A 12,789-nucleotide genomic window follows, 5' to 3' on the forward strand; every position below is an offset into this window, starting at 1 on the left:
TCAAATTAATTTTCTGAGCCCATAATATGCTTGATTTCTTCAAGTCTGTCTTTAGGGACAAGCATCACAGCTTGACGACTAGAATAATCCAGTGGTTCTCCAGTAATGGTCTCAAGGTGATAACCCAATTTTTCTCCCATAATACTTGCTGCGGCATAGTCCCATGGGTAAATTACTGAAAAGTAAGCTAAAATTTGACCAGATAGGACTTTTGACATGCTTAAACCAGCACCACCGTAGACACGAACGCCCAAGGTCTTATCAATAAGGTCTTTTAAGCCGTGAAAATTTTTAGCATACATAGCTCCATTGCTAGCGACTAGGCAACGGTCTAAAGGTCGGTTTTTATATGCTGGAAGCAACTTGTCATTACAATACACATCAAACTGGCCACCACCATAGAAAAGTTGATCAGCCATGACGTTATAAATGAGGCCAAATTTTCCTTGCCCCTCTTCATAGTAGGCAATCATAACACAAAAATTATCTTGTTGGACAATAAAATTGACCGTTCCATCAATAGGATCCAAGACCCAGACATTTCCATCTTTGATATTATGAACCAAGCCATTTTCTTCAGCGAAAATATTGTCTGAAGGGAAGGAGGATTTAATACGTGCCACGAGTAAATCTTGTGTTTGTTTGTCAATATTAGTTACTAAATCATCATAAGCCGTCTTTTCTTCGACCGTGATAGTTTTACTTAAACTTTCTTTAATAAAAGCACCGGCTTCTTTGATGATTTCTTTGGCGAAAATCAGTTTATTTTCCAAGTGATACAAATCCTTTATCTTTTGCTTTAGCAGCTTTGACAGCTTGATAGGTTGAAAAACCGCTAGCTTCTTCAAAGGCCTTGTCTAGTTGTTTTTCAGGCGCTTTGCCTGGAACAACGGTTTTAAATGCCTTATAAGCTTGCAAGAGTTGGTCACGGTCAACCTTGCTCTCGTATGCTTTTTCTACCTGACTCAAAAAATGAAGCACTGTGGTAATTTCCTCAGTGCTCCATGATGGATCGAGTGGGTAGGAATAATTTCCTTTAGTCATTGTTACCCTCAATTTCAGCTCGAATGGTCGCTTGGCGCAATTCTTGCTTTCTATAATCACGAGGCAAAAAGGCACGAATTTCATCTTCGTTGAAACCAATTTGCATGCGTTTGGTGTCCATAATGATAGGTCGACGAAGAAGATTTGGGTATTCAGAAATCAATTGAATGAGTTCCTTGATGGTCAAATCATCCACATCGATATTCAGCTTCTGAAAGACTTTTGAACGGGTTGAAATGATATCTTCAGTACCATTTTCCGTGTAAGATAAAATCTTCATCAACTCATCGTGAGTTAATGGGCTCGTGATAATATTGTGTTCGTCAAAAGCAACTTCATGATTGGTCAACCAGGCTCGTGCTTTCCTACAGCTGGTGCAGCTAGGTGATAAAAATAAAGTTACCATGCAAACACCCCTTTCACTTTAACATTCCTAATCATTATACATTATTTGATTAGTTTTGGCTACGCTTTCTTAAAATTTTTCCGCGATTTTTTTATCGGTCTTCAGTTGAGCGCATAGTTCGTCTATATTATTGAACTTAATCATATCACGGATATAATCTAGCCAAAAAACTTCAATTGTTTTTCCATAAATATCGCCTTCAAAATCAAAGATATTGGCTTCAAGACGGAGTTCTGTTCCCCCAAAGGTAACATTTTTACCTAGGCTGGTCATGGAACGATAACGTTTACCATCAATTACCACATCGGCAACATAGACACCATCAGCAGGGAGAAAAGTTCTGTCGATTGGTGCTAAATTAGCAGTTGGAAAACCAATGGTACGTCCGCGGGCATCACCATGTACCACGATGCCACGTGTCGAGAATTCGTGGCCAAGTAGTTTATTGGCTTCTTTAACCTTACCTTCTTGTATCAATTGACGTACACGTGTTGACGAAATCTTTTCACCATCGCTTTGTTGTTCCTCAATAACATGAACATTACCAGAAAAATTACGGGATAGATAGTCCGTATCTGTTCGATGGTGTCCAAACTTGTAATCAAAGCCCACAACAACCTCTTGAGCTTTTAAACGCTTAATATAGCGGGCAATGAAATCATCTGAACTCGTTCGAGCAAAATCACTATTAAAATCTGTTAAATAAAGTTGATCTGTTCCATAGGCTTCAAAAAGATCACAACGCCTTTGAGGTGCTGTAATATGCAGAAGGAGATCATCTGTATATCGTTGAAAAGTCAGTTGAGGACTTTCATTAAAGGTAAGAACAGCTACTTCAAGCTGTTTGTCATCAGCAATCTGGCGCGCCTTATCAAAAAGGACCTTATGACCACGATGAAGAGCATCGAAATAGCCTAAGACAAGGACTGTACCCTTTTCCTGATGGATATCTTTATAATCGTTAATAGAAGTTATTTTCATTGACTTAATACTTTTCTAGGTTTATAAACTTGATTTCGCTTTTCCATGATGGCTAGAACTTTGTCTCCTAAAAAGGCCGCAACCAAGGGTTCTTGGCTATCAATAGCAATAAAGCGACCAAATGAGATTTCTTTAGCATCATCTTCAGTGACTTGTACTGCTGGCAGATCCTGAACACCAAATTCGATAGGAAGGAGGAAGGACGTATTCCCTGCTTCTACCATTTCTGAAATTTGAGAGAGAGTTAGTGCCTTATCTAAGGTTAGACCAGCTGAGGCTGTTCGACGAAGAGCAGACATATGACTCGCGTAGCCGAGTTTAGCACCCAAATCAACAGATAAGGTACGGACATAAGTTCCCTTGCTACAAGCAACACGGAAGGTGAATCTCGCAGTGTCGTTTTCTAGCTCGATGGGTGAGGTACGGACAAATTCGGTAATGGTCACTTGACGTTGTGGACGTTCTACTTCTTCTCCAGCGCGTGCGTACTCATAAAGTTTCTTTCCGTTGACCTTAACTGCTGAGTACATAGGGGGAATTTGTGTGATTTCTCCCTCAAAACTAGCCATTGCTTTGTCAACGGCTTCTTCATCAAGCTCTGTGACTGGAGTTATTTGGACGATTTCTCCACTAGCATCCTCAGTAGTTGTCGAAAAGCCGATGGTAATTTCTCCCTCATAGACTTTCCCTGCTTCAGTCATGTATTCAATGACACGAGTCGCTTTTCCAACTGCTATAGGTAGGACACCAGTAACATCTGGATCAAGGGTACCACCATGTCCGATTTTTTTCTCTTGTAATATTTTGCGTAGTTTAAATACAGCATCATGGCTGGTCATTCCAGCCTCTTTTTTTAGATTAATAATTCCTGAAATCATACTTATAATTATATCAAAAGCAATCCTAAAGAGCTAGGTAGAAACATAAAGAGGCAGAGAGCAAAGTCTCTAACCTCTTGAGAATTATAATCACAAGCAATCGCAAGACTGCTAGCTTTTTTAATCAATGTCTCTTTTAAGATCGCTTTCTAGTTCAAAGAAAGGTTTAATATCTTGTACATACTCTAGGACACCTTGAAAGTCTCCTTTGTCATCTCTAACAGCTGCATAGGTAACATAGACGAATTTTCCTAAACGTTCAGATTTGAACCACATTGGAACTTGGTCACGCTCTCCACTTCTTAGTAATTCAAAGATTTTCTTGACCTTATCAAGTACTTTTGGCGGATGGCAAAGTTCAACGTTTCGTCCAATTTGGCTAGGTGTTCGTTTAAAAACCATTTCATTGGCAGGAACATTATCATTATAGTATTGGAAAATATCGTCTTTATTGACGAAAGTAATTTCCAAAGGGAGATGATTTAGAATAAGATTGGCCTGCTCCACAGAAAGATAACCATTGCCAAAAGGTTGCGTTGTTTCTCTATCTACGACAGTTTCAGTTTTTGGTTTTGGGGTGAAGCTGATGGTGAATTGCCCTTCTGGGGTTTCAATAATTCGGGTATTGCCCGTATGTGCGTCAGTGCTCAGACCAGACTGTTCTTGTGATGTTTCCGTATTGTCTTCCTCAAAACGCTCACGCTTAGGTTTCCAGACGGCTGTAGGTTTTATAATTGCATAGCCATAGGCATCACTTTCCTCGGCAATCGAAAGCCAATCATCTTGTGTGAAGGTTTCAAGCAGAATCATCAGTAAGATAGCCTCTTCCTTGAAAATCATAGCTTCAAATTCTTCTGAAAAAGCTTCAAAGGACTTTGAAAATTCTTCTAAATCAGCATCTGGAAGTTCTTTTAGTTTAGCTTCTGCCGCTCTAAAAAGTTTTCGGATGTCATCGTCTACACCCCACATAACCTTTGGAGGAGAATCATGACCATAACGCTCCATTATTGGAAAGAAGAGCTTTTCTTTACGTGTGTAATGGTTATGAAATTGTCCCAATAAAGACATCTGATGTCTAAGCCCATTGACTAGGTCAGATTTGAAATCTTCATTTTCAGGCTTACTAATGTTTTCGATGATACGTCGAATACGTAGGATAGCTGAACGTAGGGCTAAATTCTCTTGTTTAAACACATAGACAGGGTGGCCCTCTTGATCAGCGTCCGCCACTTCCACATCTGCAATAGCTCCTTTAAAGAGGTTAGCGTGGACATTACAAAGGCTCATAACATCTTCAAAGGTAACTCCATCTTCAGAAGACATCAATTCATGCTCCATCATAGAGATTTCAAGGGCAGATACTCCCCTGAAGTGTTGATTGAAGCGCTCTTGAACACTTTCGGGACTAGCTCCATGATGTAAATCTAGGAGAATTTCTTTGAGTATTTGAATACGATTGTTTTCCATATTAGTCTCCGATGACATCATAACCATTGAACAGTAAAGTTTGCTTGATTTTATCTAGGGGAATATTAGCTAACTTAGAACCAGCTTTTAGACTGGTTACCTTACCGACAGTATTTAGCATAGCTGGGTTAGACAAGGGCTTAAAACCAAGGTCAATCAGTAAATCCTTAACCTCTGGATGCTCTTTTATGATTGTTGCGACTGGTTGTGATAAATCTATGGTGTTGGTAGTCATAATGACCTCCTAATAACATATTTACTACTACCATTATACACGAGAATAATAAAAAAAGACCAACAAATCCAAGTTTGCTGGCTTTTGATTAATTTCCAAATAGAGCTTCTGTAACATTATGCTGGATATTTTCCCACTCTTGCTCTGCACGAACCATCTTACGGTGGAAATCGGCACGCCCACGTAGGTAGGCCGCAATTTGGTAATCTTGCTTAACAATCGGTATCTCAGGAATTTTGATGTCCAAGAGGTCAGCTGTCGATAAATTGAGGACAGCCTTTCCCTTATCAGCATAGTCCAAATAGGCACGACCAATTTCGGTCTCAAGAAAGAACTTGATGTAGAAACCACGGAGTTTTTCCTTAGGTCGTAATACTGTGATATTTGATGAGGCAACAACTTCACGCTTGCCCTGATTTTCGAAAACAGCAACTTTTTGAACAGTTCCCTTAGAGGCAATAAGCACATCTCCATCTTCTAAGAGAAAGCGTAAAAGTTTGCGGCGTTCCTCAGAAAATGTTTTTAGGTCATCGTAGGCAATGCCGTTGGGTGTCATATCCGATAGATTAATGACAGCAAATTCACCGGGTTCTGCCTTAGCTGGAACAGCTTTTCCTTTAAATTGATCGACAACATCGCCTAAACGAACAAGTTTGTCTGTGTTAGCTTCGTAATCGATAATCAGTTGAGGTCTTTCTTTTTCAGACATTGAATCTCCTTTTTTATATTTCACTATCCACATTGAGTATTGCTATACAATAATAGCAAGAAGCTAATACTTTTGCAAGTAAAAACTGTAAGAAAGGCAAAATAAAAAAGAGACCTGGGCCCCTTTTTATAAGCTTTTAGTTGCTGCTACTGCTGCTTCATAGTTTGGATCAGTATTGATATTGTCCAAATATTCGACATAAGTAATCTTGTTGTCAGCGTCTGCCACTAAAACGGCACGCGCTAACAAGTGCCATTCTTCAATAAGGACACCATAGTCTTTACCGAAACTATTATCATAGTAGTCAGAGAGCATGATGGCATTTTCAAGGCCTTCAGCACCACACCAACGAGCTTGCGCAAATGGTAGGTCCACTGAAATAGTAATAACTACAGTATCATCTAGTTCTGACAATTCCTTGTTAAAGGTACGTGTTTGAGTTGAACAAATACCAGTATCGATTGATGGAACGATAGAGATAACTTTTTTCTTTCCATCGAATTCTGAAAGTGATTTTTTCGTTAAATCTGTTGCAGTCAAGTTAAAGTCACGCAAGGTATCTCCAACTTGAAGTTGTTTGTCTTCTGCTACTGTAACTGGTTTTCCAATAAATGTTGGCATGTTAGCCCTCCAATACTTTTTTACTATTATACTGCAAATAGAGCAAGAAGCCTAAGCATTTGTTTAGAACTTTTCAAACAGTAGTTTAATTTTTTCAGCAATCACTGTATTAATTGCAGGAATGACTTCATCCGCAAAGTCTTTCAGATAGGGATAATCGCCAACTTGCACACTATATATAGCATATTTGAAAAGAGAAATATCATTTTGGTCATTTCCAAAAGCTACAAAGTCTCTACCAAAGTGGTTTAAAACAGTACTAGCCTTAGTCACTCCTTTTAGATTAATGTACAGACACCTTTAGATATCATGGTAAGTAAGGTCTAAACATTCCAATTTGTTTAGATTAAAGATAAGGTCTTCTCGGATATCCTCATGCTCTGCAAGTGGAATAACAGCTTTAATAGGCTTATTAAGTTCTTGGACAGGCAAAATCTTTGCTTTGTTTAATGGGTCAACATTTGAGAGAAAAGGAATCTGTTTAGGATTTTGAATAGCATAATTAAAGGTATCATCAATAAAATAAGGGAGATTATAGGTATCACAGTAGCTAACAATCGTTCTGAGAGCATGAGAAGGTATTGTGTATTGCGATACTAAACACTCATCTTGAAAGACTTCACCACCGTTTAAGCCAACTACTGTCAGCTTTTTCAATTCTCCCTCCAAAATACTAAGACAGTCTCTGTAAGAGCGTGCTGTTGCAAAAATAATCTCATGACCGAATTTAGGTGCTGTTAAAAGAACCTCTTGTAGTTCTTTTGACATAGTCATACCATCAAAACATAGGGTTCCATCCAAATCAAAAACAAATTTCATAGGGATAGTATAACAAAAAACCAGCTATAGAGCTGGTTTAAATATTTAGTATCAGAATACTTAAATTTTATCAAGGGCTAGTTTTAAATCTTCAATCAAATCATCTGCATTTTCTAAACCAACTGAGATACGAATTTGATTTGGAGTGACACCACAAGCTAGCAAATCTGCTTCTGCCAATTGTTGGTGAGTTGTTGTTGCAGGGTGAACTACCAAAGATTTTGCGTCAGCTACATTAGCTAGGTCAGAGAAAATCTCAAGGTTATCAATTACCGTACGCGCCTCATCTTGCCCACCTTTAACATGGAAAGTGAAAATAGAACCTGGTCCTTTAGGGAAGTATTTTTGTGCCAAGTCATAGTAAGGACTTGATGGCAATCCAGGATAGTTCACTTTTTCAACTTTTGGATGATTTTCCAAAAAGTCTACGATTTTTTTCGTATTTTCGACGTGACGTTCTACACGAAGTGAAAGTGTTTCAAGTCCTTGTAAGAGCAAGAAAGCATTGAAAGGTGCCAAAGCAGCCCCTGTGTCACGCAAGAGTTGTGTACGAAGGGCAGTGATAAATGCTGCTGGACCAACATCACGTGTATAGCTGATATTGTGGTAAGATGGGTCTTCGTCAACCAGCTGTGGGAATTTTCCTGAAGCTTCCCAGTCAAATTTACCAGAATCGACGATAAGGCCACCAATAGTTGTTCCATGTCCACCGATAAACTTAGTCGCAGAATGAACCACGATATCTACACCATGGGAGATAACATTGATGAGATATGGAGTCCCAAAAGTATTGTCAGCAACCAATGGAATTTTATGACTGTGAGCAATTTCAGCAATCTTTTCAAAATCAGGAATGTTGATGAGCGGATTACCCAAAGACTCAATCAAGACAAGTTTGGTATTATCTTTGATAGCAGCTTCAATTTCTTCAGGATTGTCAACATCTACAAAAGTTGTTGTGACACCATAGCGTGGAAGAGTTTCTTTTAAGAGATTAAATGTTCCACCGTAGAGGGTTGTCGCAGCAACAACATGATCGCCAGCATGTGCCAAGCCGAGGATTGCATAGGTGATTGCAGCCATACCTGAAGCCGTAGCCAGGGCACCAACACCACCTTCGAGGGCTGCAATACGTTCTTCAAGTACTGCTACTGTTGGATTGGTAATACGTGTGTAAATATTACCCGGTTTTCTAAGGGCAAAGAGATCTTCACCTTCTTGAGCATCGTCAAAAACATATGAAGTCGTTTGGTAAATTGGAACAGCACGTGATTTTGTTTCCTTGTCAGGTGTTTGTCCAGCGTGTAATTGTAAGGTTTCAAATGAAAATTCTCGTGACATATGGGTGTCCTCCAAAACAAAAGTTGCCTTCATTCTACACCCAGAACAGCTAGCTGTCTAATAGAAATTTTTTATCAATGTGATAGGGAGGGCTTATAAAAAGGACCTTTCGGTCCCTTTCTATTTCTTCTCAATAGGTGCTACGCTTGCCAAAACCTTTTTAAGTCCCACTTCTGGGAATTTTATCTTAAGTTCTTGTGTCTTGCCACTTCCAGTTACTTCTAGAACGGTCCCATCTCCCCACTTCTTGTGGTGAGCAATATCTCCGATTTCCCAGTCAGTAGCTGAATTGCCAGAGTCTGAAGTTTTTCCAAATGGTATTCCTCCAGTAGTTTTTGAAAATGACTGAGCACCTGAATGTCTTTGAGGTTGTGCATTGGCTTTTCTGGCCTGAAGGGCTTCTTGTAAGCTCATGCCTTGACCAAATTGTGTAGGCTCTTCCTTGGTAAAACGAACACCAAATGATGAATTGGCTGGACGAGCTAGGCCTTGATATTGTAATAAATCGTCTGAAATTTCTCGTAGGAAACGGCTAGGACGATTATAGTTAGTCTTACCAAAAAGCGTCCGCGTATTAGCGTTGGTTAGGAAAAGAATCTCTTCCGCACGGGTAATACCTACGTAAGCTAAGCGACGCTCTTCTTCGAGTTCTTCTGGATCCTCTGAAGCACGAGACAAGGGGAAGACTCCTTCTTCCATACCGATAAGAAAGACAACTGGGAATTCAAGTCCTTTAGCAGCATGAAGCGTCATCAAGGTTACTTCTGCTGCTTCCATGTCACCATCGTCTGTATCAGCAATCAAAGCCAAATCATTCAAGAAACGGCCTAGACGGTCGATACCAGACTCGTCTTCCGTACCATCGGTGTTGGTTTCATCAAAATTCTTGGTAACAGACATGAATTCTTCGATATTTTCAATGCGTGCTTGACTTTCAAGTGTTTGTTGCATAGAAAGAGCATCCAGATAACCAGACTTATCTAAAACAGCCTCTACCGCTTCAGTAATACTTAGCCCGTCTAGCTGGTCACGTAGATTCAGAATCATGTTAGCAAAATCGTAAACGCCCTGAGCTGCTTTCCCCTTAATTGGTGACAACATAATATTAGCTGAAGCATCTAGGAGACTCATGTTTTGCTCATAGGCAAAGGTACGAATCTTTTCGAGCGTACCAGGTCCAACTCCACGTTTAGGTTCATTAACCACACGTTCAAAGCTAATATTATCCGCAGGATTGGCAATCAAGTTCAAGTAAGAAATGACATCACGGATTTCTTTACGGCTATAGAACTTAGTACCTCCAACCATGGTATAAGGAATATTAGACTTGAGCAAGGCCTCTTCAATAGTACGAGACTGAGCATTGGTACGGTAAAGTACAGCGAAATCCTTGAAGTTTTTACCTTCTTCGCGAATAATGTTATCAATAGTTGAAGCAACAAAAACAGCTTCATCACGTTCGTCATTAGCACGGTAATAAACGATTTGTTCACCGTCGTCATTTTGAGTCCAAAGTTTCTTTGGACGGCGGTTGCGGTTATTCTTGATAACTTCGTTGGCCGCCTGGAGAATTTTCTTGGTTGAACGGTAGTTTTCTTCCAAGAGAACTACCTTGGCTTCAGGATAGTCCTTTTCAAAGTCAAGGATGTTCTGCATATCAGCCCCACGCCAACCGTAGATTGATTGGTCCGCATCACCAACGACACAAATATTCTTGAAGCGAGAAGCCAAGAGTTTTACCAACTGATATTGAGCATGGTTGGTATCTTGGTACTCATCCACGTGAATGTACTGATAACGTTGCTGATAATAGGCGAGAACATCAGGATTTTTGTCAAAGAGACGCAAAGTCATCATAATTAAATCGTCGAAATCCATGGCCTCACTACGACGGAGCTCTTCCTGATAGGCCTTGTAACATTTAGCAACGATTTGGGTGTACATATCACTGGCCTGGTGCTCATAGGCCACTTCATCCAAGAGGTCGTTTTTGGCGTTGGAAATTGTCCCTAAGATGGCACGTTCATTCCACTTCTTAGGATCTAGGTTCAGATTCTTGAGAATACGTTTCATCAAAGTACGTTGTTCTCCAGGATCTACGATAGTAAAGTTTCGGTTGTAGCCAATATGGTCCGCTTCACGACGAAGAATTCGCACACACATACTATGGAAGGTCGCAATCAAGGTTTCTGAAGTTGCTGGATTTAAAGCCATAGCACGTTCACGCATCTCACGAGCTGCCTTATTGGTAAAGGTAATGGCTAGGATATTCCAGGGGTTAATCATTTTCTCGTCAATGAGGTAGGCAATGCGGTGGGTAAGCACACGTGTCTTCCCAGATCCTGCACCAGCCATAATCAATAAAGGCCCTTCAGTCGTTTGGACGGCTTCGGCCTGTTTGTCATTCATACCAGTTAATAATGGGTTCATCATATTCTCCATTCTCAAAAATAAGCTCTACTATTTTATCATTTTTTGGATGAAAATGCAGACTCTATTCATAATGCATATGAAATAACTTTAGAAAATAATTGTTTGTTTTTTTTGGAAGTACTTTGCTTAAGATTGCCCATATTCCTAGCTTTTTCTAGCTTTAGAGGAAGACATTCTAAAGAATAATATTCGGATTTTTATACTTTTTATGAAAATTAGTGTTGACACTGTTCGGTTTTTTCGATAAGATAGAATCACAATAAAATAAGAACCGAGTGATGTCATCAGGATGACTGGTGATTGACGGACTTCTGGAGAGATCTTGAAGCAGCCTTAGCTGTATACAAGACACCGAAGGGGCAAGGGGTAACAACCGAAACTCTCAGGTAAAAGGACAGAAAGCATAGCAAGTTTTTAAACTTGTAGAAATAGCTTTGTATTCTCAGAGGTCTGGTTAAGCCAAACCTCTTTTTTGACGTCTCGGTTAAAGGAGATTGTAAATTTATGTTAGACTTTTTTACTACCATTGATGATTTTGTCTGGGGTCCCCCCCTTCTAGTCCTTCTTGTAGGAACTGGGGTTTACCTGACAATTCGTCTTGGTCTTTTGCAAGTTCTTCGTCTTCCTAAAGCTTTTAAACTTATCTTTGCTGAAGATAAAGGGGAAGGTGATATTTCTAGTTTTGCAGCCCTTGCGACTGCTCTTGCAGCAACTGTTGGTACAGGTAACATTGTCGGTGTAGCTACTGCCATCAAAACGGGTGGACCTGGTGCCCTTTTCTGGATGTGGATTGCTGCTTTCTTTGGTATGGCAACCAAATATTCTGAAGGTCTTTTGGCTATTAAATTCCGTACACTTGACGACCAAGGTAATGTCTCTGGTGGTCCAATGTATTACATCACACACGGTTTTTCTGGGAAATGGCAAACAATTGCTAAACCCTTGGCCTACTTCTTTGCCTTTGCAGGTGTCCTAGTTGCATGGTTGGGGATTGGTACCTTCTCTCAAGTTAACTCAATCACCGCTTCGCTTCAAAATAGCTTTGATTGGTCACCAAAAATCGTAAGTGTCATTCTTGCTCTTATCACTGCTGCTATCATTTTTGGTGGTATCCAATCTATCTCTAAAGTTTCTGAAAAGGTCGTACCATTTATGGCTGGACTTTATATCCTAGCAGCTCTTGTGGTTATCTTTACTAACTTTAATCAACTTCTTCCAGTCCTTGAAATGGTCTTCCAATCTGCCTTTACTGGTAAAGCAGCCGTTGGTGGTTTTGCTGGTGCAACAGTCATGGTTGCTATGCGTCTTGGTATTGCGCGTGGTGTCTTCTCTAATGAGTCAGGTCTTGGATCAGCTCCTATCGCTGCAGCTGCTGCTAAGACTGAAGAACCTGTTGAACAAGGTTTGATTTCAATGACAGGTACTTTCATTGATACGATTATCATCTGTACGCTTACTGGTCTTGCTATCCTTGTAACGGGTCAATGGTCAGGTAACCTGGAAGGTGCCCCAATGACACAAGCAGCCTTCTCTTCTGTTTTTGGTACATTTGGTGAAATTGCCTTAACACTTTCTTTGGTTCTCTTTGCCTTTACAACAATCTTGGGTTGGTCTTACTACGGTGAACGTTGTTTCGAATTCATTTTCAAATCAACGAAATTCCTTCCACTCTACCGCCTCATTTTTGTAGTCATGGTTGCGCTTGGTGGTTACCTCACTCTTGATGTTGTTTGGAAAATTGCGGATATCGTAAACGGTTTGATGGCATTGCCTAACTTGATTGCTCTCCTTGTCCTCTCACCAATCATCTTCAAAGAAACCAAATCATACTTTGAACGTCACAAATAAACTAAAG

At 40.0% G+C, this 12,789-nt stretch carries 12 protein-coding genes, 1 pseudogene and 1 riboswitch; of the genes and pseudogenes, 1 reads left to right on the top strand and 12 read right to left on the bottom strand.

Annotated elements, in window-relative coordinates; translation table 11 throughout:
• Positions 1-5: 5 nt before the first annotated feature.
• The 12 genes and pseudogenes from ACT170_RS03270 to pcrA form a co-directional block, all read right to left on the bottom strand.
• Positions 6-773, bottom strand: coding sequence for an inositol monophosphatase family protein (locus ACT170_RS03270; RefSeq protein ID WP_048790298.1), 768 nt, complete (start codon positions 771-773; stop codon positions 6-8).
• Positions 763-1,044, bottom strand: coding sequence for a UPF0223 family protein (locus ACT170_RS03275; protein ID WP_004182521.1), 282 nt, complete (start codon positions 1,042-1,044; stop codon positions 763-765). The genes ACT170_RS03270 and ACT170_RS03275 overlap by 11 nt, the downstream gene beginning before the upstream one ends.
• Positions 1,037-1,450 (bottom strand): Spx/MgsR family RNA polymerase-binding regulatory protein, encoded by a 414-nt coding sequence (locus tag ACT170_RS03280; RefSeq protein WP_002890965.1) that lies wholly within the window; start codon positions 1,448-1,450, stop codon positions 1,037-1,039. The genes ACT170_RS03275 and ACT170_RS03280 overlap by 8 nt, the downstream gene beginning before the upstream one ends.
• A 69-nt stretch (positions 1,451-1,519) precedes the next feature.
• The gene (locus tag ACT170_RS03285; RefSeq protein ID WP_444818022.1) at positions 1,520-2,431 is read right to left on the bottom strand and encodes a bifunctional riboflavin kinase/FAD synthetase; all 912 of its coding nucleotides are present in this window, start codon (positions 2,429-2,431) and stop codon (positions 1,520-1,522) included.
• Positions 2,428-3,309, bottom strand: coding sequence for a tRNA pseudouridine(55) synthase TruB (gene truB, locus ACT170_RS03290; RefSeq protein WP_002884911.1), 882 nt, complete (start codon positions 3,307-3,309; stop codon positions 2,428-2,430). Before truB ends, ACT170_RS03285 begins: the two co-directional genes overlap by 4 nt.
• 120 nt (positions 3,310-3,429) lie before the next feature.
• A complete protein-coding gene (locus ACT170_RS03295; RefSeq protein WP_444818023.1) occupies positions 3,430-4,776 on the bottom strand; it encodes a DUF438 domain-containing protein in 1,347 nt (448 codons plus the stop codon).
• Between the two features lies 1 nt (position 4,777).
• Positions 4,778-5,011: a DUF1858 domain-containing protein gene (locus ACT170_RS03300; protein WP_004182516.1), complete on the bottom strand. Its 234-nt coding sequence runs from the start codon at positions 5,009-5,011 to the stop codon at positions 4,778-4,780.
• Between the two features lie 88 nt (positions 5,012-5,099).
• Positions 5,100-5,720 (bottom strand): restriction endonuclease subunit S, encoded by a 621-nt coding sequence (locus tag ACT170_RS03305; protein WP_021144162.1) that lies wholly within the window; start codon positions 5,718-5,720, stop codon positions 5,100-5,102.
• A gap of 126 nt (positions 5,721-5,846) precedes the next feature.
• Positions 5,847-6,341, bottom strand: coding sequence for a thiol peroxidase (gene tpx, locus ACT170_RS03310; protein ID WP_410533037.1), 495 nt, complete (start codon positions 6,339-6,341; stop codon positions 5,847-5,849).
• A gap of 63 nt (positions 6,342-6,404) precedes the next feature.
• Positions 6,405-7,160: pseudogene (locus ACT170_RS03315) on the bottom strand (HAD hydrolase family protein).
• A 60-nt stretch (positions 7,161-7,220) separates the two neighbouring features.
• On the bottom strand, positions 7,221-8,501 hold the full coding sequence (locus tag ACT170_RS03320; RefSeq protein ID WP_004182513.1) for an O-acetylhomoserine aminocarboxypropyltransferase/cysteine synthase family protein: 1,281 nt from the start codon (positions 8,499-8,501) through the stop codon (positions 7,221-7,223).
• Between the two features lie 120 nt (positions 8,502-8,621).
• Positions 8,622-10,931 (bottom strand): DNA helicase PcrA, encoded by a 2,310-nt coding sequence (pcrA, locus tag ACT170_RS03325; protein ID WP_444818024.1) that lies wholly within the window; start codon positions 10,929-10,931, stop codon positions 8,622-8,624.
• A gap of 304 nt (positions 10,932-11,235) precedes the next feature.
• A riboswitch (glycine riboswitch) is annotated at positions 11,236-11,342 on the top strand.
• A 96-nt stretch (positions 11,343-11,438) separates the two neighbouring features.
• On the opposite strand from pcrA, the gene ACT170_RS03330 reads away from it, so the two are divergent.
• Positions 11,439-12,782 (top strand): alanine/glycine:cation symporter family protein, encoded by a 1,344-nt coding sequence (locus tag ACT170_RS03330; protein WP_021146861.1) that lies wholly within the window; start codon positions 11,439-11,441, stop codon positions 12,780-12,782.
• Positions 12,783-12,789 lie beyond the last annotated feature (7 nt).

The sequence above is a fragment of the Streptococcus sp. cx1 genome (assembly GCF_052384325.1).
Lineage (GTDB): Bacteria > Bacillota > Bacilli > Lactobacillales > Streptococcaceae > Streptococcus > Streptococcus salivarius_G.